This is a genomic window from Octadecabacter sp. R77987 (assembly GCF_042466115.1).
Taxonomy (GTDB): Bacteria; Pseudomonadota; Alphaproteobacteria; order Rhodobacterales; family Rhodobacteraceae; genus SW4.
Genome location: NZ_JAXHBQ010000001.1, coordinates 714,904 through 740,969, shown reverse-complemented (window position 1 = coordinate 740,969; position 26,066 = coordinate 714,904). Strand labels below are relative to the sequence as shown.

25 protein-coding genes and 1 pseudogene are annotated in these 26,066 nt (G+C 60.3%); 12 read left to right on the top strand and 14 right to left on the bottom strand.

Annotated features, from left to right (window positions below; genetic code table 11):
* Window positions 1–2 precede the first annotated feature (2 nt).
* A pseudogene (locus SJY21_RS03715) lies at window positions 3–3,909 on the top strand (glycoside hydrolase/phage tail family protein).
* Here SJY21_RS03715 and SJY21_RS03710 read toward each other — a convergent pair.
* Window positions 3,867–4,055, bottom strand: a complete 189-nt coding sequence (locus tag SJY21_RS03710; protein WP_377506369.1) for a hypothetical protein — start codon at window positions 4,053–4,055, stop codon at window positions 3,867–3,869. The pseudogene SJY21_RS03715 and the gene SJY21_RS03710 overlap by 43 nt on opposite strands.
* A gap of 136 nt (window positions 4,056–4,191) precedes the next feature.
* Window positions 4,192–4,530, bottom strand: a complete 339-nt coding sequence (locus SJY21_RS03705; protein WP_377506366.1) for a TraR/DksA family transcriptional regulator — start codon at window positions 4,528–4,530, stop codon at window positions 4,192–4,194.
* Window positions 4,531–4,615: 85 nt separating this feature from the next.
* Between SJY21_RS03705 and cysE the strand changes: the two genes are divergently transcribed.
* Together cysE and SJY21_RS03695 are read left to right on the top strand one after the other, a co-directional pair.
* On the top strand, window positions 4,616–5,443 hold the full coding sequence (cysE, locus tag SJY21_RS03700; RefSeq protein WP_377506363.1) for a serine O-acetyltransferase: 828 nt from the start codon (window positions 4,616–4,618) through the stop codon (window positions 5,441–5,443).
* A complete protein-coding gene (locus SJY21_RS03695) occupies window positions 5,440–5,616 on the top strand; it encodes a hypothetical protein (RefSeq protein WP_377506360.1) in 177 nt (58 codons plus the stop codon). Before cysE ends, SJY21_RS03695 begins: the two co-directional genes overlap by 4 nt.
* A 14-nt stretch (window positions 5,617–5,630) precedes the next feature.
* Here the strand turns inward: SJY21_RS03695 and SJY21_RS03690 are convergent, their stop codons facing one another.
* The 4 genes from SJY21_RS03690 to pdhA form a co-directional block, all read right to left on the bottom strand.
* Entirely contained in the window at window positions 5,631–5,966 is a 336-nt protein-coding gene (locus SJY21_RS03690; RefSeq protein WP_377506357.1) for a carboxymuconolactone decarboxylase family protein, read from the bottom strand.
* 120 nt (window positions 5,967–6,086) lie between these two features.
* Window positions 6,087–7,394, bottom strand: a complete 1,308-nt coding sequence (locus SJY21_RS03685; RefSeq protein WP_377506354.1) for a pyruvate dehydrogenase complex dihydrolipoamide acetyltransferase — start codon at window positions 7,392–7,394, stop codon at window positions 6,087–6,089.
* Window positions 7,395–7,406: 12 nt separating this feature from the next.
* Entirely contained in the window at window positions 7,407–8,780 is a 1,374-nt protein-coding gene (locus SJY21_RS03680) for a pyruvate dehydrogenase complex E1 component subunit beta (protein WP_377506351.1), read from the bottom strand.
* 3 nt (window positions 8,781–8,783) lie between these two features.
* A complete protein-coding gene (pdhA, locus tag SJY21_RS03675; protein ID WP_377506348.1) occupies window positions 8,784–9,794 on the bottom strand; it encodes a pyruvate dehydrogenase (acetyl-transferring) E1 component subunit alpha in 1,011 nt (336 codons plus the stop codon).
* Window positions 9,795–9,947: 153 nt separating this feature from the next.
* Here pdhA and SJY21_RS03670 point away from each other — a divergent pair, with 153 nt between their 5' ends.
* Entirely contained in the window at window positions 9,948–10,439 is a 492-nt protein-coding gene (locus SJY21_RS03670) for a GNAT family N-acetyltransferase (protein WP_377506345.1), read from the top strand.
* On the opposite strand, the gene SJY21_RS03665 is transcribed toward SJY21_RS03670, so the two are convergent.
* Window positions 10,429–10,728, bottom strand: coding sequence for a septum formation initiator family protein (locus SJY21_RS03665; RefSeq protein ID WP_377506342.1), 300 nt, complete (start codon window positions 10,726–10,728; stop codon window positions 10,429–10,431). The genes SJY21_RS03670 and SJY21_RS03665 overlap by 11 nt on opposite strands.
* A gap of 109 nt (window positions 10,729–10,837) precedes the next feature.
* On the opposite strand from SJY21_RS03665, the gene SJY21_RS03660 reads away from it, so the two are divergent.
* Together SJY21_RS03660 and SJY21_RS03655 are read left to right on the top strand one after the other, a co-directional pair.
* Window positions 10,838–11,773, top strand: a complete 936-nt coding sequence (locus SJY21_RS03660; RefSeq protein ID WP_377506339.1) for a LysR family transcriptional regulator — start codon at window positions 10,838–10,840, stop codon at window positions 11,771–11,773.
* 131 nt (window positions 11,774–11,904) lie between these two features.
* The gene (locus SJY21_RS03655) at window positions 11,905–12,741 is read left to right on the top strand and encodes a YdiY family protein (RefSeq protein WP_377506336.1); all 837 of its coding nucleotides are present in this window, start codon (window positions 11,905–11,907) and stop codon (window positions 12,739–12,741) included.
* A gap of 191 nt (window positions 12,742–12,932) precedes the next feature.
* Here the strand turns inward: SJY21_RS03655 and SJY21_RS03650 are convergent, their stop codons facing one another.
* On the bottom strand, window positions 12,933–13,562 hold the full coding sequence (locus tag SJY21_RS03650) for a hypothetical protein (RefSeq protein WP_377506333.1): 630 nt from the start codon (window positions 13,560–13,562) through the stop codon (window positions 12,933–12,935).
* Between the two features lie 333 nt (window positions 13,563–13,895).
* Here SJY21_RS03650 and SJY21_RS03645 point away from each other — a divergent pair, with 333 nt between their 5' ends.
* The gene (locus SJY21_RS03645; RefSeq protein WP_377506330.1) at window positions 13,896–14,849 is read left to right on the top strand and encodes a helix-turn-helix domain-containing protein; all 954 of its coding nucleotides are present in this window, start codon (window positions 13,896–13,898) and stop codon (window positions 14,847–14,849) included.
* 95 nt (window positions 14,850–14,944) lie between these two features.
* Here the strand turns inward: SJY21_RS03645 and SJY21_RS03640 are convergent, their stop codons facing one another.
* Complete coding sequence (locus tag SJY21_RS03640; protein ID WP_377506327.1) at window positions 14,945–15,838, bottom strand: fructose bisphosphate aldolase; 894 nt, start codon at window positions 15,836–15,838, stop codon at window positions 14,945–14,947.
* 84 nt (window positions 15,839–15,922) lie between these two features.
* Window positions 15,923–17,098 carry a phosphoglycerate kinase gene (locus SJY21_RS03635; protein WP_377506324.1) on the bottom strand — a complete coding sequence of 392 codons (1,176 nt, stop codon included), beginning with the start codon at window positions 17,096–17,098 and terminating at the stop codon, window positions 15,923–15,925.
* Window positions 17,099–17,225: 127 nt separating this feature from the next.
* On the opposite strand from SJY21_RS03635, the gene SJY21_RS03630 reads away from it, so the two are divergent.
* The 3 genes from SJY21_RS03630 to SJY21_RS03620 all read left to right on the top strand — a co-directional run bounded on the left by SJY21_RS03630 (window position 17,226) and on the right by SJY21_RS03620 (window position 19,453).
* On the top strand, window positions 17,226–17,732 hold the full coding sequence (locus SJY21_RS03630; protein WP_377506321.1) for a peptidylprolyl isomerase: 507 nt from the start codon (window positions 17,226–17,228) through the stop codon (window positions 17,730–17,732).
* On the top strand, window positions 17,725–18,411 hold the full coding sequence (locus SJY21_RS03625) for a peptidylprolyl isomerase (protein ID WP_377506318.1): 687 nt from the start codon (window positions 17,725–17,727) through the stop codon (window positions 18,409–18,411). Before SJY21_RS03630 ends, SJY21_RS03625 begins: the two co-directional genes overlap by 8 nt.
* A gap of 85 nt (window positions 18,412–18,496) precedes the next feature.
* Window positions 18,497–19,453 (top strand): DUF3179 domain-containing protein, encoded by a 957-nt coding sequence (locus SJY21_RS03620; protein WP_377506315.1) that lies wholly within the window; start codon window positions 18,497–18,499, stop codon window positions 19,451–19,453.
* Between the two features lie 60 nt (window positions 19,454–19,513).
* Here the strand turns inward: SJY21_RS03620 and SJY21_RS03615 are convergent, their stop codons facing one another.
* Together SJY21_RS03615 and SJY21_RS03610 are read right to left on the bottom strand one after the other, a co-directional pair.
* Window positions 19,514–20,905 carry a YdiU family protein gene (locus tag SJY21_RS03615; protein ID WP_377506312.1) on the bottom strand — a complete coding sequence of 464 codons (1,392 nt, stop codon included), beginning with the start codon at window positions 20,903–20,905 and terminating at the stop codon, window positions 19,514–19,516.
* Window positions 20,906–20,976: 71 nt separating this feature from the next.
* Entirely contained in the window at window positions 20,977–21,372 is a 396-nt protein-coding gene (locus SJY21_RS03610) for a GNAT family N-acetyltransferase (RefSeq protein ID WP_377506309.1), read from the bottom strand.
* A 157-nt stretch (window positions 21,373–21,529) separates the two neighbouring features.
* On the opposite strand from SJY21_RS03610, the gene SJY21_RS03605 reads away from it, so the two are divergent.
* Window positions 21,530–22,372, top strand: coding sequence for a hypothetical protein (locus SJY21_RS03605; RefSeq protein ID WP_377506306.1), 843 nt, complete (start codon window positions 21,530–21,532; stop codon window positions 22,370–22,372).
* Window positions 22,373–22,579: 207 nt separating this feature from the next.
* Here the strand turns inward: SJY21_RS03605 and SJY21_RS03600 are convergent, their stop codons facing one another.
* Complete coding sequence (locus tag SJY21_RS03600) at window positions 22,580–23,761, bottom strand: phytanoyl-CoA dioxygenase family protein (RefSeq protein ID WP_377506303.1); 1,182 nt, start codon at window positions 23,759–23,761, stop codon at window positions 22,580–22,582.
* An 80-nt stretch (window positions 23,762–23,841) separates the two neighbouring features.
* On the opposite strand from SJY21_RS03600, the gene SJY21_RS03595 reads away from it, so the two are divergent.
* Window positions 23,842–24,876 (top strand): LacI family DNA-binding transcriptional regulator, encoded by a 1,035-nt coding sequence (locus SJY21_RS03595; RefSeq protein ID WP_377506300.1) that lies wholly within the window; start codon window positions 23,842–23,844, stop codon window positions 24,874–24,876.
* A gap of 155 nt (window positions 24,877–25,031) precedes the next feature.
* Here SJY21_RS03595 and SJY21_RS03590 read toward each other — a convergent pair whose 3' ends face one another.
* Window positions 25,032–25,976 carry a nucleoside hydrolase gene (locus tag SJY21_RS03590; RefSeq protein WP_377506297.1) on the bottom strand — a complete coding sequence of 315 codons (945 nt, stop codon included), beginning with the start codon at window positions 25,974–25,976 and terminating at the stop codon, window positions 25,032–25,034.
* Between the last annotated feature and the right edge of the window lie 90 nt (window positions 25,977–26,066).

The following is a 26,066-nucleotide window of genomic DNA, read 5'->3' as shown; positions in this document are numbered from 1 at the left end:
ACATGGCGACGATTGTTCTTTCTGCGGCGGGCATGGCCCTTGGCGGGTCCATTGGCGGGTCGGTTCTGGGGCTGTCTGCGGCGGCGATTGGCCGTGCGGCGGGGGCATCCCTTGGACGTATGGTCGATCAGCGCCTGATGGGGGCGGGCAGCGAGCCTGTTGAAACCGGCCGCGTTGACCGGTTTCGCCTGACGGGTGCCAGCGAAGGCGCGGCGCTGCCTGCGGTCTTCGGGCGGATGCGCGTGGCGGGGCAGGTCATTTGGGCCACCCGTTTCCAAGAGGATGTGCGCCGTTCAGGCGGTGGCAAGGGGGCGCCCCCACGCCCCGCGACGACCAGTTTTTCCTATTCGGTCAGCCTTGCGATTGCCCTTTGCGAGGGCGAGATCACCCGTGTGGGCCGCGTTTGGGCGGATGGCGTTGAGGTGGCGCGCGATGATCTGAACATGCGCGTCTATGCAGGCACGTCCGACCAACTGCCCGACCCCAAGATCGAGGCCGTCGAGGGCACAGGGCTGGCCCCGGCCTATCGTGGCGTAGCCTATGTGGTGTTCGAGGATCTAAGCCTGTCCCAATTTGGCAACCGCGTGCCGCAGTTTACATTCGAGGTCGTGCGCAGGGGCGCGGATCAGGCCCCCGATGGCGCGGCTGATCTGGCGCAGGCGGTGCGTGGTGTCGCGCTGGTGCCGGGCACGGGTGAATACGGGTTGGCAACGACGCCGGTCTATCGCAGTGACACATTCGGCGCGCAGGTAGCTTTGAACATCAACTCGCCCTCGGGCAAGTCAGATTTCGCCACCTCGGTTGCGACGATGGAAGAAGAATTGCCCAACTGCGGGTCGGTGTCGCTTGTTGTGTCGTGGTTCGGCAATGATCTGCGCTGTGGCGATTGCACCCTGCGGCCCAAGGTCGAGTCTGTCGACGGCGACCCAAGTGCGATGCCTTGGGAGGTGTCGGGGCTGGTGCGCTCGGCAGCGGACCTGACGCCGCAGGTTGATGACAGGCCGGTCTATGGCGGCACGCCGACGGATGCGTCGGTGATCGAGGCGATCGAGGATCTCGAGCGCGCGCAACAAATCGGTGGTGTTCTATCCGTTCATTCTGATGGATCAGCTTGGCAGCAACGGTTTGCCGGACCCCTGGACAGGCGCAGATGATCAGCCGGCCTTGCCATGGCGCGGGCGGGTGACATTGTCGGCGGCGCCGGGGCAGGCGGGATCGCCTGATCAGACAGGCGGGGCGGATATTGAGGTTGCGGCGTTTTTTGGTGCCGCACAGCCGGGTGATTTCACGCCTTCGGGCAGCACTGTCAGCTATAGCGGTCCGCCGGAATGGTCCTATCGCCGGTTCATCCTGCATTACGCGCATCTCTGTGCGATGGCGGGCGGTGTTGATGCGTTTTGTATCGGCTCTGAGATGCGGTCATTGACGCAAATTCGCGGGGCAAGCGGGTTTCCGGCTGTCGATGCGATGCGCGCGCTGGCCGCGGATGTGCGCTCTATTCTGGGACCATATTGCAAGATCGGCTACGCGGCGGATTGGTCCGAATACCATGGCTATCAACCGGTTGGCACGGGCGACAAGCTGTTCCATCTTGATCCGCTTTGGGCTGACCCGAACGTCAATTTCATCGGTATCGACAACTATATGCCGCTGTCGGACTGGCGCGATGGCGAGGATCACGCGGATGCGAGCGCGGGGTCGATCTATAACCTTGATTACCTGCGCGGCAACGTCGCGGGCGGCGAAGGCTATGACTGGTATTACCACTCGCCCGAGGCGCGCGATGCGCAAATCCGCACGCCCATTTCCGATCATTGGGGTGAAGACTGGGTCTGGCGCTACAAGGACCTGCAGGGCTGGTGGGGCAATGCGCACCACGACCGAGTTGATGGTCAGCGCAGTGACACACCGACCGAATGGGTGCCCCAAAGCAAGCCGATCTGGTTTACCGAAATCGGCTGTGGTGCGATTGACAAGGGTGCGAACGAACCCAATCGGTTCTATGATCCCAAATCATCGGAAAGCGGTTTGCCGCATTATTCCAATGGCTTGCGCGACGATCTTATGCAGATGCAATATCTGCGCGCGGTGCATTCGTATTACGGCGACCCGGCGAACAACCCGCTGTCGTCCACCTATGGCTACCGCATGGTGGATCTGTCGCGCACGCATGTTTGGGCGTGGGATACGCGGCCCTATCCGTTCTTTCCTTCCAATCAGGAATTGTGGTCGGATGGTGCGAACTACCCCAAAGGGCATTGGATCAACGGGCGCGCATCGGCGCAGGCCTTGTCGTCGGTTGTAGCGCGGATTTGCATCAAGTCCGGCGTGGAAGCCTTTGATGTTTCACGACTTTATGGTCATGTGCGGGGCTTTGTGTTGCGCGATGTCGAAGCGGGGCGCGCCGCCTTGCAACCTTTGATGCTGGCCTACGGCTTTGATGCGGTGGAACGCGACGGCGTGCTGCATTTCATCACCCGCATTGCATCGGGCGGTGTGCCACTTGAGGCAGGGAAACTGGCCGTCACAGCTGAAATTGACAGCGCAATCGAACGCCAACGCGCACCTGTGGCCGAACTGGCGGGCCGTATCCGGCTTGGGTTCATCGAAGCCGATGGCGACTATGAAATCCGCGCGAGCGAGGCGGTTTTCCCTGATGATGACACGCTAAGCGTCTCGCAGTCAGAGCTGCCGCTGGTTCTGACCCAGGGCGAGGGCCGCCGCATCGCCGAACGCTGGCTGAGCGAGGCGCGCGTGGCCCGTGACACGGCCCGTTTTGCCTTGCCGCCGTCGCGCGCAGGTGTCGGTGCTGGTGATGTTGTTCAACTTGATGGGGCGGGCGGTGCCGCGCTTTATCGGGTGGATCGGGTCGAACTGACGGACAAGCAGATGATCGACGCGGTGCGGATCGAACCCGAAACCTACCGCGCCCATGATGGTGGCGACACGGTGATCGGGATGCGCCCGTTTGTGGCGCCTGTGCCGGTCGAGGCGATGTTCCTTGATCTGCCGCTTCTGAGCGGAGACGAAGTGCCGCACGCGCCCCATGTGGCCATGACGGGCGTGCCGTGGCCGGGGTCTGTCGCGCTGTATAGTGCGGCACAGGATAGTGACTATGGCTTGAACACTTTGGTGTCGCAGGCGTCGATCATCGGGGTCACGCAAACGGCGATGTTTGCCGCACCTGCGGGGCGCTGGGATCGTGGTGCCGCGCTGCGCGTCAAGCTGGTGTCGGGGTCATTGACCAGTCGCAGCACGGCGGATGTGCTGGCGGGAGCGAACCTTGCCGCGATTGGCGATGGCGGCGCGGACAGTTGGGAAGTGTTTCAGTTCGTCGAGGCGGAACTTGTTGCGCCGGATACATATGACCTGCGATTGCGTTTGCGCGGGCAGGCGGGCAGCGATGGCGTGATGCCTGCGGATTGGCCCGTCGGGTCGCGGTTCGTGCTGCTTGACGGGCGGCCCGAACAGATCGAACTGGCCGCTGCGGCGCGCGGTGTCGCACGCCATTTCCGCTATGGTCCAGCGCAAAAGGCGATGGACGATCCGGCCTATCGCTACCGTGTTGATGCGTTTCAGGGCAACGGGTTGCGCCCATATCCGGTTGCGCATTTGCGCAGCGATGGTGCGGCGGATGCGACATTTACCTGGGTGCGGCGCACGCGGGTCGATGGCGATACCTGGGACGGGCTGGATGTGCCATTGGGCGAGGCAAGCGAGCTTTACACCGTGCAGGTGATTGTCGGCGGCGCCGTGGTGCGCGATGTGCAGGTCAACACGCCAAGCTGGACCTATCCGGCGGCGCTGGCGGCGGCGGACGGTGCCTTGGCTGGCTACCGCGTCGAGGTCGCACAGGTGTCGGACCGTTACGGCGCGGGGCCAGCCCGTGCACTGGTGATCGACAGCTGATGCGTGGCGTTCTGGTCGGGGATCTGGAATATGCGGTGGCGGCGCTTCTGGCGCAGCCGCCCGATATCTGGAATCAGATCGCCGCCGAGATGATCACGCAGGCCCATACGGCCGATTGCACCCGCAAGAAAACCGGGCGCGCGCATCCGCAGTTTGGCACGGGGTCGCTGATGTCAGCGGCGGCCAAACGGGACCGCGCGCGCCGGGCTGATCGCTGTGACAGCCCATATTGCGAGGCGCTGGCGTGTTTGCTGCGTGCCTTGGATGCGTGGCGTGCCGACCCTAGCCGCGGGTGCAGGACAAACAGCGCGGCACTGTCGGGTCTGCGTCCAGACGGGCGCGATCAAGATCATCGCCGCAATCGCTGCAATAACCGTATTCCCCGTCATCCATCCGCGCCAAAGCAGCCGTGATCCGCTGGCGCTGGGTTGCACGCCGCCCGGCTTGCGCCTTGGCCACCGCCTGATTTTGCAAGGCGTCCATCCGCGACAGCCGCCCAACTGCCTGTTGATCCAGCGTCACGGTTTTCTGGCCATCGCGGCCAAGTGCATCTTCGCCGTCCAGTGCGGCCAGTGCAGCCCTTAGCGCGGCGCGGTAGTTGGCCAATTCGCTTTCATTCATTTCTGTGGCCCTGTCGATCACGGGTTTATTCTTGGCCAAAGGTGCCTATCTGGTCTAAGACAAACACGAAAGTGAGGGTATCACCATGGCCAATCCGCGCGCAAAGCTAAGCGAAGTCGATCCTGTTTGGTCGCGTATCTGCAAAGAGGCCGAGGCCGCGATAGCAGACGAGCCGTTGATGGGCGGACTTGTGCACACGTCCGTGTTGCACCACGGGTCGCTGGAATGTGCGCTGGCCTACCGCATTTCGATGAAGCTTGCCTCGCCGGAAATGTCCGACCAGATGTTGCGCGAAATTGCCGACGAAGCCTACCTGGATGACCCGAAACTGGCCGATGCAGCGCGCGCCGATCTGATGGCGATCCTTGATCGTGATCCGGCGTGCCACCGGTATTTGCAGCCGCTGTTGTTCTTCAAGGGCTTTCAGGCGGTGCAGGCCTATCGGCTGGGTCATTGGCTCTGGCAAAAGGGGCGGCGCGATCTGGCGTACTACGTGCAGATGCGCGTCTCCGAAATTTTCGGGATCGACATTCACCCCGCCGCGACCATCGGCAAGGGGCTGATGATCGACCACGCCCATTCCATCGTGATCGGTGAAACGGCGGTGGTGGGCGACAATGTGTCGATGCTGCATTCCGTGACGCTGGGCGGCACCGGCAAGGAAGAAGAAGACCGCCACCCCAAGATCAAGGACGGTGTGCTGATCGGGGCAGGGGCCAAGGTGTTGGGCAACATAACCGTTGGCGCGTGCAGCCGGATCGCGGCCGGGTCGGTCGTGTTGATGGATGTGCCAGCCTGCAAGACCGTCGCGGGCGTGCCTGCGCGGATCGTGGGCGAGGCAGGGTGCGATCAGCCGTCCGTGTCGATGGATCAACTGCTGCACGACAAGGCGGAGGACCAGACCCGCGATTGACCCAAGTGCAAGTCGGTCTGATTGGCGGCCCGTGGGTGGGCGATCTGACGTGGCTGACATGGCACTTTATGGTGGCCAAACACATCGTTCGTTTCCAAGGGGCGCGCGGCTGGCCAAATCGCCGACCCGTCGTCGGGCGGGCCGCCGATCAGACCGGCGGCCTACGGCCTTGATTCCGGTCTGTGACTTACACACTCAACTGGTCAAACGCTTCCAGCGCCTTGGCCCCATACATGAACGACGGGCCACCGCCCATCATCATGCAGACACCCACGGCCTCGACCACTTCCTCGCGCGTGGCACCCGCCTTGATCGCCGCCTTGACGTGAAAGCCGATGCAATCGCCGCACTGTTTGGCAATGCCGATGGACAGGGCGATCAGCTCCTTTTCCTTCATCCCCAGCGCACCCGGTCGCATGGTTCCGGCGTGCATCCCGCCAAATGCCTTGGTGGCGTCAGGGTGTGCGGCGCGCACGGCGTCAAGGTTGGCGTTGGTGGTGGCAAGTTCGGCTTTCCAGTCCATGGTCTTCTCCGGTTTGTTTGGTCGGGCTTAGGCCGGACGGCGCCGTGACGCCTTGCGCCAGATCAACAAAAAACGCCCCCGTGGTGACACGAGGGCGATTGTCAGGAATGGGCGGGCTCTTTAGGCCAGCATCATCATCGGGTTCTCAAGGTTTTCCTTGATCGCGTTCAGCAGGTTCGCCCCCAGCGCGCCGTCAATCACACGGTGATCGACCGACAGGGTGGTGGACATGACCGTGGCCACAGCCAGTTCGCCATCCGCACCAACCACGGGTTTCTTGACGCCCGCGCCGACCGCGAGGATTGCGCCATGTGGCGGGTTGATGATCGCGTCGAAATTGTCAATCCCAAACATGCCCAAGTTGGAAATCGCAAAGCTGCCACCGACATATTCATGCGGCGCCAGTTTGCCATCGCGGGCGCGCCCGGCCAAGTCTTTCATCTGTGCCGACAGGGCCGAAAGTGATTTGTTTTCAGCGTCTTGCAGAACAGGTGTGAACAACCCACCTTCAACGGCAACCGCCACGGCCACATCGGATGCGGTGAACTTCAGTGTCCGGTCACCGGCCCAGACGGCGTTGGCTTCGGGGACCGATTGCAGCGCCAAGGCGCAGGCCTTGATCACGAAATCATTGACCGAAAGCTTGACGCCTTTGGCCTCCAACTGCTTGTTGAGCTGGCTGCGGAACTTCAGCAGCGCGTCCAATTGAATGTCGCGGCGCAGATAGAAGTGCGGCACCGATTGTTTCGCTTCGGTCAGGCGGGCGGCAACCGTCTTGCGCATCCCGTTCAGCTTGACCTCCTCAAACTCGCGGCCTTCATACATCTTGATGACAGTTTCGGTGCTTGGGCCAGCGGCCATCGCAGCGCCTTTGGCCGCGGCAGGCGCAGCAGCCGCGGCAGGTGCGGCGGCAGCCTGATCGGGCTTGGCAGCTTCCACATCGACCTTGATGATGCGTCCATGCGGGCCTGATCCGTTGACATTGGCCAGATCAAGCCCCTTGTCGGCGGCAATCCGGCGCGCCAGCGGGGTTGCAAAGATACGCTTGCCATCGTCACCTTTGGGCGCGGCAGGGGCAGCAGCGGCAGGTGTTGCAGCGGCTGCGGCGGTTTCGGCCTTGGGTGCTTCCTTGACCGTGTCGGCGGCGGCAGGCGCGCTGGCCTCGCCAATATCGTCCGCACTTTCCCCATCTTCCAGCAACACGGCGATGGGGGTGTTCACTTTGACGCCTTCACTGCCTTCTTCGATCAAAATCTTGCCGATCACACCTTCATCGACGGCTTCGAATTCCATCGTCGCCTTGTCGGTTTCGATCTCGGCCAAAAGGTCGCCGCTGGATACGGTATCGCCTTCCTTGACCAGCCATTTCGCCAGCGTGCCTTCCTCCATCGTGGGGGACAGGGCGGGCATCAGAATTTCTGTTGGCATTGCGCGATCTCCTTAGCGGTAAGTCACTTGCTTCACAGCATCGACGATTTCGTCGACAGTGATCAGCGCGTGCTTTTCAAGGTTGGCGGCATAGGGCATCGGCACGTCCTTGCCGGTGCAGTTGATCACGGGGGCGTCCAGATAATCGAACGCTTCCTGCATGATCACGTTGCTGACATAGCCGCCGACGCTGCCTTGCGGCCAGCCTTCTTCGACGGTGATGCAGCGGTTGGTTTTCTGCACCGATGCGATGACCGTGGCCGTGTCCATCGGGCGCAGGGTGCGCAGGTTGACGACTTCGGCGCTGACGCCATCCGCGGCCAGCTTTTCAGCCGCTTTCAACGCATGGCCGACACCGACACCAAAGCTGACGATGGTCACATCGTCACCGGCGCGTTCGATCTTGGCCTTGCCAAAGGGAATGGTGAAATCATCCAGATCAGGCACATCGAATGTCTGGCCATACATCAGTTCGTTCTCAAGGAAGATCACCGGGTTCGGATCGCGGATCGCAGTTTTCAGCAACCCTTTGGCGTCTTCTGCCGAATAGGGCATCGCCACTTTCAGGCCGGGCACCTGCATATACCACGCGGCATAGCACTGGCTGTGCTGCGCGCCCACACGGGCGGCGGCACCGTTGGCCCCACGGAACACAATCGGCGCACCCATCTGACCGCCGGACATATACAATGTCTTGGCCGCCGAGTTGATGATTTGGTCCATCGCCTGCATGGCGAAGTTGAAGGTCATGAATTCGACGATGGGTTTCAGACCGCCAAAGGACGCACCCACAGCAATGCCGGTAAAGCCGTGTTCGGTGATTGGCGTATCAATCACGCGCTTGGCACCGAATTCGTCCAGCAGGCCTTGGCTGATCTTGTAGGCACCCTGGTATTCGGCGACTTCTTCACCCATCAGAAACACCGTGTCATCAGCGCGCATTTCTTCGGCCATGGCGGAATTGAGCGCCTCGCGCACCGTCATCTGCTTCATCGCCGTGCCTTCGGGATAATCGGGCGATGTGTTGGCTTGCACCGGGGCAGGGGCAGCGGCTTGGGCCGCGGGGGCCGCTTCTTCCTTAGGTGCTTCGTCTGCTTTAGCGGCAGGTGCACTCGATACACTGTCAGCGGCCGAGGCATCCTCGCCTTCTTCCAGCAGCACGGCGATGGGCGTGTTCACTTTGACGTCTTCGGTGCCTTCCGCGATCAGGATCTTGCCGATCACACCCTCGTCGGTGGCTTCGAATTCCATCGTCGCCTTGTCGGTTTCGATTTCGGCCATGATGTCGCCGCTTGCAACGGTGTCACCTTCCTTGACCAGCCATTTGGCCAGCGTGCCTTCTTCCATGGTGGGCGAGAGGGCGGGCATGAGAATTTCAGTAGCCATTGTTCAAGCCTCCTGCGGAATTTCTTTGGCGTAAATATCGGTCCACAGTTCTTCCAACTGCGGTTCGGGGCTTTCCTTGGCGAACTCGGCGCTTTCGTTGACGATCGCCTTGATCTCCTTGTCGATCGCTTTCAGATCATCCTCACTCGCGTGTTTGCCCGTCAGCAGCATGTCGCGGATGTGATCGATTGGGTCACGTTCCTCGCGCATTTTCTGCACCTCGTCGCGGGTGCGATATTTCGCTGGGTCCGACATGGAATGGCCGCGATAGCGATAGGTTTTCACTTCAAGGATATAGGGGCCTTTGCCCGCGCGGCAGTGGGCCACGGCCTTTTCGCCAGCCGCCTTGACGGCCAGCACGTCCATTCCGTCTACTTCTTCGCCCTCGATGCCATAGGCGGCACCGCGTTCCCACAGGGAGGGGGATTTCGTGGAGCGTTTGACAGATGTGCCCATCGCGTAGCCGTTGTTTTCAATGACGAAAATCACTGGCAGCATCCAGAGTTCAGCCATGTTGTAGGTCTCGTAAACCTGGCCCTGGTTGGCAGCGCCATCGCCGAAATAGGCGAATGTCACGCGGTCGTTGCCAAGGTATTTGTCAGCGAATGCCAGACCCGCACCCAGCGGCACCTGCGCGGCAACAATGCCGTGGCCGCCGTAGAAATGCTTTTCCTTGCTGAACATGTGCATCGAGCCGCCCTTGCCGGCGGAATAGCCACCCTCGCGACCTGTCAGTTCGGCCATGACGCCCTTGGGGTCCATGCCACAGGCCAGCATATGGCCGTGGTCGCGGTAGGATGTGACGCGCTTGTCGCCTTCGTCCGCTGCGGCCTCAAGGCCGACAACAACGGCCTCTTGACCGATATAAAGGTGACAGAAGCCGCCGATCAGGCCCATGCCATACAACTGGCCAGCCTTTTCTTCGAATCGACGGATCAGCAGCATTTCACGGTAATGCCCCAGCAGTTCTTCGGCAGAAACGTTTGGTTTCTTTGCAGATTTCTTGGCGGCCATGGGTCCTCCCTTTCGGTGACGCAAATATAGTTTAGCGTTAAACTATCTATTACAACACCCGAACCCATTTTACGAGGGGCAATCTGACCATAGGTCAACGGACACGCGAAAACCCGCGTTGCACTGGCTGCATGGCAGGTGTTTAGTGGGGGGATGAAATGGAAAATCCGACAGGAAGCTGAAGGTGACGAACCCGCGATTGCCCAAGTGACGGCGGCAGCCTTTGCGGGCAAGCCTTATGCCGACGGGAACGAGGCGGACCTGCCCGCCAAGCTGCGCAGTGCGGGGGCGCTGGTGCTGTCACTGGTCGCGGTGCAGGGAAAAACCATCATCGGCCATGTCGCCCTGTCACCTGCGCGGATTGGCGATACGAAATGCCTCGGCCTTGGCCCCGTGTCCGTGCATCCCGACATGCAGGGCCGCGGCATTGGCTCGGCATTGGTCAATCACGCGCTTGCGGTGGCAGGGGCCTATGGGCGCGGTGGCGTGGCGCTCACAGGTGATCCGGCGTTTTATGGGCGGTTGGGATTTGTGCAGGACGGGGACGTCACCTATCAGGGGATGCCGTCAAAGCACGTGCAAATCGCGGGTTTTGCCGACCCACCCAAGGGTGATCTGCAGTTTCACGCAGCGTTTAACGAATAACAATCTCATCGGCGCGGATCATTCCCAACATATCGCGGGCCTGCTGGTCCAGCAGGTCCAGATCAAGGTAAGTGTCAGACAGGCGACGGGTGAGGTTTTCCAGCCGCGCGACATCGGCCTGCAACAGCGCCAGTTCATCACGCAGGACACGCGCCTCGGCGTCGATTTCGGCGCGCTTGAACACACCATAATCCCCCTGCACGGCGGCAAAGGTGAAATAAAACGCCAGCATCACCATACCGGCAAAGAATAGAAGAACACCCATGGCAGGGCGCGTGCGTCTGGTCATTTGTCTGCCTCACTGTCACCTCTGACGGGTAACTGGACACAGATTCGCACATCTGATTCGCTTTGTGAATCCCTCTCGTTCATAAATATGTAAAAGTTTCGGGGGCCCCATGGATATCACACTGCTCAAGACGTTCCTTGAAGTGGCCGCATCCGGGTCGTTCGTGGCTTCGGCGGACCGGCTATATGTCACGCAGTCGGCCGTGTCGTTGCGCATTCAGCGGCTTGAGGATTCACTGGGCAAGCCGCTGTTCACACGCTCACGGGCAGGGGCGGAACTGACCAGCGCGGGGCGCGAGTTTGAAAAATACGCCCTGTCGATGATCCGCGTCTGGGAGGAAGCCCGCCAGCAGGTCGCCATTCCCGAAGGCTATACCCGCAGCCTGACGATCGGTGCGCAGTATTCGCTTTGGCCGCGCCTGGGGTTTCGTTGGGTCGATGCGTTGCAGGCACGGTTGCCTGACCTGAATGTGCGCGCCGAACTGGGGATGCCTGACCGTCTGACACGCTTTTTGATGGAAGGGGTGATGCAGGCGGGGCTGCTTTACATGCCGCAACTGCGACCGGGATTGCTGGCCGAACAGATATTGGCCGAAGAACTGGTGATGGTGGCAACATTTCCCGATGCCGCGGTGGAAACGATTTATGACGACTATGTTTTCATTGATTGGGGGTCGGAGTTTGTGGTGGCCCATGCCAAGGAACTTCCCGACCTTACCAACCCCGGCCTGACGTTTGCATTGGGGGCGCTGGCGGGCGAATACGTGCTGAACCGGCGTGCGGCGGCCTATTTGCCTGCGCGTTACGTCAAGGTGCACCTTGATAGCGGGCGGATGTTCCTTGTGCCGGACGCCCCGCGCTTTCCCTATCCGGTCTGGGCGGTTTGGCGCGAAGACCTTGATCCCGCGATCAAGCAGGCCGCGCGCGCCACCCTCTTGACCATCGCCAAAGGGGCCGAGGCCGCAGGCGCGTCCGTGATCGATGCACTGCGCGACATCAGCGAGGACCATATCGTCGAGGTTCTGGGCGACGATCATCTTCAATAAGCAATACTCGCGCAAACCACAATTATTTTGAATTTCACTAATGCATAGGGCGCGCCTATCTCTCCCTCAGCAGAGATGCTCCCGTCTCATAAAGAGTGCGGGTCACACCTTCTTTGGGAAAGGAAGACCCTATGAAACTGAATATCTTTACCGCTGCCGTGATCAGCGCATTCGTTGCCTCTGCGGCTGTGGCCCAGACAACGACATTTGACAACGCAGGTGCCGCCGAAGGCGCCATCGACGATCTGGAAGAGCAGATTGCCGAAGATTCCGAGCGCGACATCGGCCGTTTCGGCAACGAAGGCCGCGCTGTGGGCACCTATGGGTCGGTCGCCCTGCGCCTAACCTCAACATCCAATGACGGCGACACATCCTCGGACGTGGGTGTGGGCATGCGCTATGGCTGGTATGACGGCGTCAACGGCTTTGACACCAACCTGGCCTACGCCTTTGGCGAAGAAAATGGCGTCACAACCGAAAACACATTGCTGGCCGGTATCGACTACCGCCGCGACCTGTCGCCTGCGTTCTTTGCCTATGGTCAGGCCGATCTGTCCATGGACCGCCTGACAACAACACCTGACGAATACACCCAAGACCTGTTCGTGGGTGCCGGTGTGGGCTATCGCCTGTATAACAGCAACGATTTCCAGTGGTCGGTTCAGGCCGGTCCCGGTTACCGTGTTGCCGAAGTCGTTGGCGGTGCAGAAGTGTCAGAAGCTGCGGCATCCGTGTCCAGCAACCTATTCTACAGCATCAGCGACACCGTGTTTGTGTCCAATGACACCGACATCATCTATTCGGAATACGCGACAACCATGTCCAACGATCTGGCGCTGAACGTTGCCTTGTCCGAAACCCTGTCGTTGCGCACATCCTATGCGACCCGGTTCAACGACCTGACCGATACCAGCTTCAAGGACGCTGAAAACACATTCGGCATGTCGGTGGTTTATAACTTCAACTAATCCCTGGCTTGCATTCCCAGGAGGCATGCCCTCGCATGTCATGGTCCAGTTGAGCGGGAAAGGGGCGGAGAAATCCGCCCCTTTTTCGCATGGATAGACGGTGTCACGTGTTCGCCGATAAAATCGCGCCGTTTAGTGACTGACAACCAACGCCCGCGGCTGGCGCAGTGTTCTCCAGAGCCAGAACAGCATCAAAAGCACGATTGCCAGTTCGGGCAGCGACAATACCCCGAGTCCTGCACGGCTTGCGGAAACGCGTTCGCCCCCGGTCCGGTAAAGGCCGATCCTGCCGCGATGAAAAAGCCGATGCACATCCGCAAAAGATGCTGGGCGATCCGGTGTCTGTTTGAAATCCGTGTCCCGATCGTCATGCGCACATCACCACCAAAGGCGATCGCCGCCATGCCAAACAGGAAAAAGTAATCCCCGGCCGCAAAGCCGAACAAACGCGCGTCCGGCAATGTTGTGGCGTGCCAGCCTGCGGCGAAAAGCGCGGCCGCATTGAGGGCATTTAGAACGGCGATTGCGATGAACCATCTTTTTGCGCCACGCGCGCGGATGCGCACAGCCAAGACACCGCTGGCCACCAGGGTCGCCCCAAGGATCCCTGCGTGAAATGTGATCCAGAACGTTTCGTATTTGAGCGCCCCAAGGATCGCACCCAGCACCGATGCCACCCCCATGCTGATGACAAAAACGCGGCCAGCGCTCACATGAACCTTGCGCCCTTTGCGCGATCCAAGGGCGATGGCGCCCACGATGACGGCCAAAGTGCCAAGCGTTACATGTGCCAGAAGTGCGATTACATCCAAAGTGACCATATCCTATCCTTTCGGTTTTGTTGATTTGGCCAAGCTTTACGCAGCCTCACGATGTCCTGTCGTCCGCGCATGACGGCGAGGACATACCGTTGCGCATTTTTAGGACCAGTGGCTGCGTTGATGATCTGGTTGAAACCGGCTTAATAAGGAACATGGCAAACGTTGCTGTTCTGAACTCTTGCCGGACTATGTCTTGGCATTGCCCTCACCGGGCTCTCTGGCGTTGTGTTGCGACACGGCGGCCTGCGCGAACGGCTCAGCCTTGGGCTGGTCTATATTGCGTTCATCGGAATGATCGCACTTCCGATCGTCCAATCCTTTGCCCAAGGTGCGTTGATCAACTACATGCCGCTGTTGCTGGTCATGCTGCTGGCGCTGCCGCCGGCCTTTTATCACTTCATCGCGGCCAAGACTGCCGCGCCATCGCCCGCGCATGTCCCGTGGCGTGATCTGGCATTGCCGCTGGCGGGCGGCGCGGTGTGCATCGGTTACTGGATTCTCCCCAAGCAGGCCAAAGTGACCATGTTGATATCCGGCGAATTGCCTGCGGGGATATTGCCCGCAATCCTCGCCCTGGCGACGTTTGTGCTGATCTTGGTCTGGTTCATCGCGTCCTTCGCATACCTTGTCGCGATACTGTGCCGTCTCACGGCATACCGCGCCCATGTCCGGCAACTTTATTCGAATGTCGAAAAGCGGGATTTACGTTGGGTCAATGTGGTCATGGTCCTGCTCGTATTGATCTGGGCAGCAGGGGCGTTTTCGCTGGCGGACGAAAACTTTGCCGATGGCGCCTTGTTCATCGAGGAGCTTTTTCTTGTTCTGATCGCATGCGGCTTGTTGGTCTTGAACATTTTTGCCCCAGCCACGCCGCCAGACCTGAACCTTGCAGCCGAGGAAGACGCGCCAGACCTCAAATATGCGCGCTCAGCACTCACGGCTGATCACGCGGCAAAGCTGGCCGAGCGAGTTGAAACAGCGATGCGAAAAAATGCGCTATATCTTGACCCCGGCTTGTCGCTGCAAAAACTGTCCCAACAGGTGGGCGCGCTGCCAAACCAGGTGTCACAAACCCTCAATCAAGAGATCGGCGAAACCTTCTTTGACTTTGTTGCACGCTGGCGGATAGAGGCGTCCAAGCCGCTGATCGCGGCGGGCGATGCGTCGGTGCTCGCCGTTGCACTGGAGGTTGGTTTCAACTCGCGCTCGACCTTCTACAAAGCCTTCAAACGTGAAACGGGCCTGACACCGAAAGGCTATCGCGCCTCTCAACAGAACTTCGCTTGAAAGCAGCCTGCATTTGACGCGCGGCAACCGTAACACTGGCCACAAAACAGGCCTCCGCGGCAGCAATTCTCAAGCGCGCTTGACCCCAGCGCACCTTACCCGGCGATGGACGCGCGGTAGATGCTGTCGATGGTTTCGGCGATCATGGCGTTGAACGCGTCATCGCTTTGCTGGGCTGACAATCCTTCGGTCAGGGCGCGGCTGAAGGAGGCGATGACGCCTTTGTTGCGGGCCAGTCTTGCGTTGGCTTCGTCGCGCGAATAGCCGCCCGACAGGGCCACGACCTGCATCACCTTGGAATGGTTGACTAGCGGCGCATAGTGGTTGTCCACCTCGGGCAGGGTCAGCTTCAGCATCACTTGCTGCCCGTCCGGCACCGCGTCCAGATGGCGCATCAGTTCGGCCAGCAGCAGGTCTTCGGCTTCGGCCTTGTCGGCAATCGAAATCGTCACTTCGGGTTCAAGGATCGGCACCATATCATGTGCCAGCACCTGCGCGCCCACGTCAAACTGCTGCGCGACAATGGCCGCGACACCCTTGGGGTTGGCCGCCTGAATGACTGACCGTTCCTTGGTGCCAAACACGCCCAAGCCATGCGCGCGGGTCAGCAGATCATCCAGACCGGGCATCGGTTTCATCAACTGCACGCCATCAGCTTCGGCCTCCAACCCCTTGTCGATCTTCAAGAATGGCACGACGCCTTGATCTTCCCACAAGGCCTGCGCGGCAGGCTTGCCGCCAAATTCGCGGTCCATCGTCATTTCAAAAAGGATCGCGCCCAAAATCTTGTCGCCGTTGAAGGCAGGTGAGGCGACGATCCGCGCGCGCATGGCGTGGATCAGGTCGAACATTTCCGCGTCATTGCTGAACTGGTCCTCACTCACGCCATAAAGCCCCAGCGCCTTGGGTGTTGACCCGCCACTTTGGTCCAGCGCGGCGATAAAGCCCTGACCACTGCGGATTTTGTCGGCTTGGCTCTGGTTTGGCATGGTTCGATCCCCTTGGGTTGCGTTGCATCTGGTTTAGGCGAGGGGGCAATGCCTCGCAAGTTCGGTTGCGCTAACTGCGCGCATTCACCCCAGTGCGGCGACACCGGGCAGGGTCTTGCCCTCCATCCATTCCAGGAAGGCACCGCCCGCGGTGGAGATATAGGTGAAATCATCCGCCGCACCCGCCTGATTCAGGGCCGCGACCGTGTCACCACCCCCCGCGACCGATACCAGCTTTCCCGCCTTGGACAATTCGGCGGCCTTGCGCGCGGCGGCGTTGGTCGCTGCATCAAACGGTTCGATTTCGAATGCGCCAAGCGGGCCGTTCCAGACCAGCGTTTTCGCGTTGTCCAGCACGGTGCTGATATAGGCGACCGTTTCAGGACCGGCGTCCAAAATCATTGCATCGGCAGGGCAGGCGTCAGGGGGCAGCACTTCGCTGGCCGCGCCCGCCTTGAATTCACGGGCCACGACGATGTCGCGGGGCAGGATGATTTCACAGCCCGCCGCGTCTGCCTTTTTCAGAATGTCACGCGCCGTGTCGGCCAGATCGTGTTCGCACAGCGATTTGCCCACGTCGATCCCTTGGGCGGCCAGAAACGTGTTGGCCATGCCGCCGCCGATCACCAGATGATCAACCTTGGTCACAAGGTTGCCCAGCAGGTCCAGTTTGGTCGAAACCTTGGCCCCACCAACCAAAGCAACGACAGGCCGGTCAGGTGTTCCCAGCGCCTTTTCCAGCGCACCCAGTTCCTCGGCCATCAACCGCCCCGCGCAGGCTGGCAGCAGACGCGCCAAGGCTTCGGTGCTGGCATGGGCGCGGTGGGCGGCGGAAAAGGCATCGTTGCAATAGACATCGCCAAGACCGGCCAGACGGGCGGCGAAATCGGCATCGTTCTTTTCCTCACCCGGATTGAACCGCAGGTTTTCCAGCAGAAGCACCTCGTCTTCATCCATCTCGGCAACAGCCGCGGCGTAATCGCTGTCCACGAATGTCACGGGCTGGCCCAGCACGTCCGATACGGCCTGCGCGACATGTTCCAGCGACATTTCCGGCACGACCTTGCCCTTGGGGCGGCCAAAGTGGGCCATCAGGATCACCTTGCCACCCGCCGCCTGAATGTCATCCACCGTCGGCACGATCCGGTCGATGCGGGTTGTGTCGGTGACGCGGCCATCTTCGACGGGAACATTGATATCCACGCGCACCAGCACGCGCTTGCCGTTCAGGTCCATGTCATCAAGGGTCTTCCACGCCATATCAGCCTCCGGTTTTGCGGGTTTGTGCCTAAGTGAACCCCCAAGCGCGCGGCGTCAACTGCACCGCTTGGCAATCGGCGCGCGGGCGCATAGTGTCCGCGCGAATTACCAGCTTAGGAGCGCCACAATGGCCGAGATCAAAGACCCCGAAAACACCATCCTGATGGAACTGACTGGCGGCACCGTCACCATTGCCCTGCTGCCCGATGTGGCGCCCAAACATGTGGAACGCATGAAGGAATTGGCCCGTGCGGGTGCCTATGACAACGTGGCCTTTCACCGGGTGATTGACGGCTTCATGGCGCAGACGGGCGACGTGCAGCACGCGAACATGGAACAAGACTACAATCCCGGTCGCGCCGGCACGGGCGGGTCCGATCTGGCTGATCTTCCGGCTGAATTTTCCAAAATTCCCCACGCGCGCGGCAGCCTTGGCGCGGCCCGTTCGGCCAACCCCAATTCGGCCAACAGCCAGTTTTTCATCAACTTCAAGGACAACGATTTCCTGAACGGCCAATACACCGTTTACGGACAGGTCGTTTCCGGCATGGAACACGTGGACGCCATCGCCAAGGGCGAACCGCCCGCAAACCCCGACCGGATGATCAGCGTCAAGGTTGCCGCTGATGGCTAATCGCGCGGTTCTTGCGGTCTTGCTGGCGGGTCTTGCGGCCGCGGCCTATTTCTTTGTCATCTCGCCACGTGGTGACGCACCCGTGCCAGATGCGGAGGTTGCCGATATCGTCGCCCCCGAGGTCGAGACCGCACCAGAGACCGAGACCGCACCGGCACCCGCAACAGGGGCGGTGCAGGGAATCGGCCTTGAGATCGACGTGACCGGCGCAGCAAACGGCACCATTGTCATCGACCTGTTCGAGGATGTGGCACCAGCGCATGTGGCGCAGATCACCGCACTTGCCGCCGAAGGGGCCTATGACGAGGTGGTGTTTCATCGCGTGATCGAAGGGTTCATGGCCCAGACGGGTGATGTGCAGTTCGGGCGCATGGGGCAGGATATGCGTCAGGCGGGCATGGGCGGCTCTGATCGTCCCGACCTGCCGCTTGAAGCCTCGGACGCGCTGTCGTTTGAACGCGGCACGGTGGGGATGGCCCGCTCGCAAGACCCCAATTCGGCCAACAGCCAGTTCTTTATCATGTTCGCGCCTGCGTCCCATCTGGATGGCGGCTATACCATCGTCGGCAAGGTGGTGTCCGGTCTGGACGTGCTCGATGCGATCAAGCGCGGGCAGGGCGCCAATGGCGCCGTGATCGGTGCGCCCGACATGATGTCGGCGGTGCGCGTGATCCAATAACCCCGCTCACCCCCCTGTCACGTTCCTGTCAGGGGGGTAGCTTTGGCGCGGCGGTGCGGCCATCCTGACCCAAAGGAGACCGCCCATGCGCATGTTTGCTGTTGCCCTCACCCTGATCGCCGGCACGGCCAGCGCCAGCCCCGAATTCTGGGAGCGCGAATGGCCCGACACGGATTTCACCACCACGACCATCACCGACTGGACCGAAATCATGTCGGGCGGCCCGCCCAAGGACGGGATTCCCGCGCTGTCGGACCCGTCTTTTCTGGCGGTGGCCGATGAAAGCACGCTGCAAGACCGCGAACCGGTGATCACGCTGGAAATCGACGGGCAAACCCCGCGCGCCTACCCGATCCGCTATTTGATCTGGCACGAGATCGTCAATGATGTGGTCGGCGATGTGCCTGTGGCGGTGACGTTCTGCCCGCTGTGCAATTCCGGCATCACCTTTGATCGGCGCACCGATGCGGGGGTCTTGGAATTTGGCGTGTCGGGCAAGCTGCGCATGTCGGATATGGTGATGTATGACCGCCAGACCGAAAGCTGGTGGCAACAGGCCGTGGGCGAAGCGATTGTGGGCGATCTGACGGGAACCGAGCTGCAAACCCTGCCAAGCTGGATGGAAAGCTGGGCGCAGTTTGTGGCCCGCAACCCCGACGGGCTGGTGATGGCGCGCCCGAACGCACGCCGCCCCTACGGCGAAAACCCCTATGTGCAATACGACAGTTCGTTCCGCCCCTTCCTGTTTTCCGGCGAATTGCCGCCCCATGACATTCCCGCACTGGCCCGCGTGATCCGTGTGGGTGATCGGGCCTGGCCGATGACGCGCATCGCCGATGCGGGCGAACTGCGCGAGGACGGCGTGGTCCTGTCGTGGCAGGCCGGTCAGGCATCCGCCCTTGATACGGACCGGATCGCGGCGGGGCGTGATGTGGGCACCGTGCGGGTGCGCGACGCGGCGGGCAACGATCTGGCCCATGACGTCATGTTCGCCTTTGCCTTTCATGCCTTCTGGCCCGAAGGGACGTGGATGCTGGAATAACCGCCGCGCCTGGCCGAGAGATGCGCCTCCGGCGGGAGGTATTTTTGAACAAAAGAAGCCCTAGGTGCCGCAGAATGTGCGGGCGACTTTTTCGTCTGTCGTCGGTGGGCGGGCGAAAGTTTCGTTCGCCGTGAAGGGCTGCGTCACGGCCGCAAGCATGGCGTGGAACGGCGCGTCATCACCGGCGACTGCCGCCTGAATGGCCGCCTCGATCCGGTGCAGGCGGGGGATGACTTGCGGGTTGGTTCGGGCCATCTGCGCGGTGTCGGGATTTTGATCCAGCCAGCGGGATTTCCATGCATCAAAGCCAGTGCGGTCGATGAACTGGTCGCGCGCATCATCACGGGGCAGGGCGGCAAAGCTGTTGGTGAAATCCGCACCGTCCTGCGCCATCAACGCCAGCAGGTCGTCGATCAGTTGCGGGTCGGCGTTTTCCAGTCCCAGCTTGGCGCTGAAGATCGCATGTTGCGCTGCCGCAAACAGATCGGGAAAGCGGTTGATGATCGCGGTGAACCGGTCAATCGCCGCCGCCTGATCGGGCATCAGCGGCACCAGTGACGTGGCAAATTGCGCGATGTTCCAATGGGCGAGCTTTGGCTGGTTACTGTAGGCATAACGCCCCTGTTGGTCGATGGTCGAAAACACCGTGTCGGGATGGTAGCTGTCCATCATCGCGCAGGGGCCATAATCAATCGTTTCACCCGTGACGGACACGTTGTCGGTATTCATCACCCCGTGGATGAACCCCAGCCCCATCCATTTGGCCACCAGATCGGCCTGTCGCTGCATGACCTGTTCCAGCAGGTCGGCAGGGCCGCCGGCCTTCGGGAAGTGGCGCGCGATGGTATAATCGGTCAGGGTTTGCAGGGCATCACGATCGCCGCGTGCGGCAAAGAATTGAAAGGTGCCCACACGGATATGACTGGCCGCGGTGCGGGTCAGCACGGCGCCCGGAAGGGCGGTTTCGCGCTGCACGGTTTCGCCCGTGCGCACGGCAGCCAGCGCGCGGGTGGTCGGCACGCCGATGGCATGCATTGCCTCGCTCATCAGGTATTCGCGCAAGACCGGCCCAAGCCATGCGCGCCCGTCACCACTGCGCGAAAACGGGGTGCGCCCAGACCCTTTCAGCTGAATGTCGTGGCGGGTGCCGTCGGGGGCGATGACTTCGCCCAGCAACAGCGCGCGCCCGTCGCCCAGTTGCGGGCTCCACCCGCCGAACTGGTGGCCGGCATAGGCCTGCGCCAGCGGGTCCGCGCCTTCGGGTGTGGCATTGCCGGAAAACAGCGCGGCGGCCTCTGCGTCAGTCAAACCGCTGCTGTCGATGCCAAGATCGCGGGCCAAATCATGGTTGAATTTGATCAACGCGGGCGCAGCCACCCGCACCGCCGGTTGGCGCGCATAAAAGCGGTCGGGCAGGGCGGCGTAACTGTTGTCAAAGGGGATATGTATCATGGGGCTGATATAGGTGCTAAAGCCGCCGTGTCATCAGGCAGTATTGATCGCGCAAGGCAAATCCTGCCTTTTCATACAAGCGCTGGGTCGCGGCATCGTCGCGCTTGACACTCGAGATGCAGCGCCGTGACACCGGCCCCTTGCAGCGCCTTGCCAACGGCGATCAGGGTTTCGGTGCCGATCCCGCGCTTGCGCACCGAGGGGCGGATGTAGATTTCATCGACAAAGCTGTCCATGCCGCCAAATTCCAGCGACCAGCCGAATGTCACCACCACATAGCCGATGGGCGCGCGGGCGGGGCCGAACAGATAGGCCGCGCCAAGGGGCGATCCTTCCAGCAGCGGGGCCAAACCGGCACGGCGCATTGCGTCATCGCTGGCGATGCCCATTTCCTCGTGAAAGCGCGCCACAAGCGTCAGCAGGGTGTCAAGGTCAGCAGGCGTGGCAAGGTGGATGGCGGTGGACATTTGGATGCTCTTTTGCGGGACGTCCGTGCGACACTAACGCCGCGCGTCAGGAAAGGACAGGCGGGGCATGCGCGCAGTTTCCGCCATTTTCGTGTCGCCGCCGAACAAGACGCGCGCCACCTGCAATTCTTCAATGGACTGCAAAGAGGAGAGCAAGATGCAGCATATCGGCGCAGACTATATCAACCTTGCAACCTATCCAATCAACCAAGATGGCACCGCGCGCACCCAAGTGCTGGCGAAAGTGCGCGATGACCTTGCGCGCGATGGCTGCGCTGTCTTGAAAGGGTTTCTCACCCCTGCCGGTATTGCAGCCCTGACCCAAGAAGCCGACAGCGTAGCCGACAAAGGCCACAAGTCCTTTAGCAAGACTAACGCCTATTTCACCAAGGACGACCCGAACCTGCCGGCCGATGACCCGCGCCGCCAGTTCTTTGACCGTTCCAACGCGTTCATCCCGGCCGATAATTTTGCCACTGACGGGCCGCTGCGCACCGTGCATGATTTCGACGGGTTTGACCGGTTCATTCAGGATTGTCTGCAAGAGGAAAAGTTCTATCGCTACGCCGACCCGCTGGCAGATGTGATCGTGAACATGGCCGGCGAAGGCAACGGGTTTCCCTGGCATTTTGACACCAACAATTTCACGGTGACCCTGGCGATCCAGAATGCCGAGGAAGGCGGAGCGTTCGAATATGCCCCGCGCATCCGGGTGCAGGACGAAAACTTTGCCGAAGTTGCTCGCGTGCTGGACGGAACATCGGACAGGGTGCATGTGTTGCATCTGGAACCGGGCGATCTGCAACTGTTTTGCGGGCGCTATTCCTTGCACCGCGTCGCGCCGCTCAAGGGGGATCGCCCGCGCTATGTCGCAATATTCTCGTATGTGCAAGAACCCGGCATGGTGGGCAGCGTCGCGCGGACCATGCAGCTTTATGGTCGCGTCCTGCCAATTCATGAAAAACGGGCGGGGTTGCGGGCAGACAGTTATATCGACTGAGGGCCTTTGGGGCGAATGAAGGACGGCAAAATGACTTTGACCATGACGTCGTCAATTGACTTGAACACCAAGAACCGGACGTTCGATCAAAGCGCAGCAAAGAGCAGGTTTGAGCCCGAAGTGACTGAGTTGCTGCAGAGCGGCGAACGGCCGCTTTGCAAGTCTCGCCTTGCGAAGTCGCCAGGCACTTTCGTTGGTAGCTTGAAGCTATGCCAATTGTTTTATGCGCATCTCATCCAGAACCGCTACAAATTTCTGAAGATCAAAACCCTCAGCCAGAGCACGCTCAAATAGCGCTTGCTGGGTTTCAGGCGCGAGCCCACCTTTGGGGGGATCGCGGTCCAAATTGGTCGGGAATGAATATCCTTCTGCAGACGCAGAAATTGCAGCCTTTAGGTCTGAAACGCCCAATGTGCCGTTCTGATGTGCGGCCATCGCATGGGGATAAAGCAATTTGCACATCTTTGCGCGATCCACCGTTTCCATGGCACGCCCGAAGGCGGACGACACCTGCAACAAGTTGGCCATGCGGTGAATGTCACCGCTCGAATTTGCACCGGCCGCATGAAAGAGCGCCGGATTGAAGAAAAGTGCATCCCCTTTCGCAAGCGGCAATTGAACACAACGCTCTTCAAACAGCGCCCTAAAATCGTCCCGTCGCCACGCGGCATATCCCGCGCGATAGAGCTGCGAGAATGGCAACAGCTTTGTGGGGCCGCTTTCGGTCGGCATGTCACAATGCGCGACAGCCCCCTGCAAGGTCAAAGCAGGCGAGAGGTCATGAACATGCGCCGGATACTCCGCACCGATTTCAGCCGTTTGAAAGCCAAGGTGATAGTCTCTGTGTGCTTGTTGGGCCGCACCACCGGGATGAACCAGATTGATCTGTGCTGTCATTTGGTAGTTGGGGCCAAGCCATGCCTCGCACACCGCGGCGATAGAGGTATTTGCGAAATACCGCAAAAATACACCCGGAGATTCTTCGCAGAGTTTCTGCAAGGAGTTCCATATCCTGTCATTTGACCCCGACGCCGCGAAATGGTCACCGCCGCCGCCGCTTGCCAGTTTTTCAGTGGCGATTATCTGCTCGTAGATCGCGGTGGCCTCGTCAAGAACGACAGTATCGGCGTAGGCCCCGCGCAGAACCAGAACACCCGCGCCCGCCTGAAGGACACGCGCCCACTCGGCCATAATTGTCCGGCGTCGATTTTTGTCCTCAAGCGATGGGCGCAATCTGGACATGTCATAAATTGGGGTATTCTTTTGGATGTCGTCTGCGTTCGGAACGGTTGATGCGTTTGCAGTTCGATCGATAAGCACGGTGAATGCATTCAGATCACACGCCGCGCTATCGAAATATCCTGCATCAGTTTCGATATGGTTCTTCATTGAATGTCTCCCTGTGTTTCACTCAATGTGCAGCAATGAAACCTTGATTGGTTCCCCAAAAGACATCAGAAACACATCAAATGACACATAGGTTTCCACTCAAAGAAATTGCGAGACAGTCCGGGCTCAGCACCGCGACGATTGACCGTGCAATACACAATCGCGCGAATGTCAGTCCGCAAACCAAGGCACGTGTTGCCGCCGCCATTTCGGAACTCGAAGGACAAGAGGCACAATTGGCCGCCCGTGGGCGACGTTTGTTTTTTGATTTTTTGATCGAAGCGCCAACCCGCTTTAGCCGCGAAGTACAGCACGCCACTGAACATGTGTTACCAGGTCTTGGAAGCGCCGTGTGCCGTCCAAGGTTTCAAGCGCAAGAGATTATGAGCGAAGATGATGTCACCGAGGCTTTGTTGCGCATCGCCAAACGTGGCAGCCATGGCGTGTGCATCAAAGCGCGTGATCTGCCGAACATCAGAGCAGCAGTGGATCAATTGATCGCGTCAGGCATTCCTGTGGTCACGTTGGTCACTGATCTGACCACGACGAAGCGGCTTGCCTATGTTGGCCTTGATAATCAGAGCGCAGGCCGCACGGCGGCCTATTTGATTGCGAAAACAATCGGCGACGTTGAAGGAACTGTCCTGACCTCCAGAAGCAATGATCGGTTTTTGGGGGAGGAAGAGCGAGAAGTGGCGTTCAAGGCCACGCTGGCCCAGCTGTGTCCAAACCTGCGCATCATGGATGCAAGTGGGGGCAGCGGCGTACATTTTGAAACATCGCGCATCATGCAAGGTGCTGTCGCAGGCATGGGCCAAATACGTGCCGTATATTCTATGGGTGGCGGCAACACGGCGATTTTGAATGCCCTCGAACATCACGGGTCAATGCCTGATGTTTATGTGGCTCATGATCTGGATAACGACAACAGACGGCTGATCGAAGAGGGGCGTCTTAGCTTTGTATTGCACCATGACCTTCGAGTTGATTTGCAAAACGCGTTCCAAGCTTTCTTGCATCATCACAAACTCATGTCCGTACCGCTTCATACAAACGCAACTCATATTCAGGTTGTAACTCCCGAGAATGTTCCACCTCTCAACAGGCGTCTCTAAAAGCGGACGATTGCGCAGCCGCAGCGAAATGGCGATTCGTCCGCAAACCCGAAAACTCTAGTACCGGGTTGGGCGTCCGCTTTGGCTTGGAAATGCGCGGCCTTGGGCGCGCCTTGTTCAGGTGCGCAGCTACCCCGATGCGGCTTTGCCTGCCGTCACCCAAGGCGTGCCAGCCTGTCAGCCAACAGCCCAAAGAACGCATCCGCATCGACGTCTTTCATGAACAGCGCATTGGGGCCACGGTCAGTGACGCGCCACCAGTCGGCGACGGTCATGCCGCGGGTCAACGCGGACCGGGTTTCAATTTCCACGTTGATGTGGCGGCCGCGGAACAGATCGGGCCGGATCAGATAGGCAATGACACAAGGGTCATGCAGGGGCGCGCCCTGACTGCCATATTTTTCCTTGTCGAAGCGCTCGAAAAAGTCGGTCCATGCGGCGACCATATGGCCCACCTGCGTGTCCATCTTGCGAAAGGCCGCCACATGAGCGGGCGTGGTCAGCGCCTTGTGGGTCACGTCGAGCGGCATCACCACCAGCGGCACACCGGCACGAAACACGATGTCGGCCGCTTCGGGATCGACGTAGATGTTGAATTCCGCCGCCGGGGTGATGTTGCCGCCCTCGAAAAATCCACCTCCCATCAGGACAATTTCCTGCACGCGGTCAATGATATCGGGGGCGCGTTGGAACGCCGTCGCGATATTGGTCAGCGGTCCCAGCGGGCAAAGCGTGACCGTGCCCGACGGTTCGGCGCGCAGGGTATCGATAATAAAATCTACGCCGTGCCGGTCTTGCAGGGGCATAGTCGGGTCGGCCATCTGCGGGCCGTCCAGCCCTGTCTTGCCATGCACATGTTCGGCCGTGACCAGCGTGTGGTGCAGTGGCCTGTCGCAGCCAGCAAAAACGGGCACATCGGTCTTGCCCGCCAGTTCACACACGATCCGCGCGTTTTTCTGGGTCAGGGGCAGGGGGACATTGCCGGCAACGGCCACCACACCCAACACGTCAATGTCTTCGGGCGAGGCCAGCGCCAAAAGGATTGCGACCGCGTCATCCTGTCCGGGGTCCGTGTCGATGATGATCTTGCGTGCGCTCATGTTGGTCTCCTGTGGTGTTGGGGTCAGGAAATCAGGAACAGGAAAGGGATGCCAGTGGAAAGAGGCGCGCTTGCGCCAAGCCCGACCTCG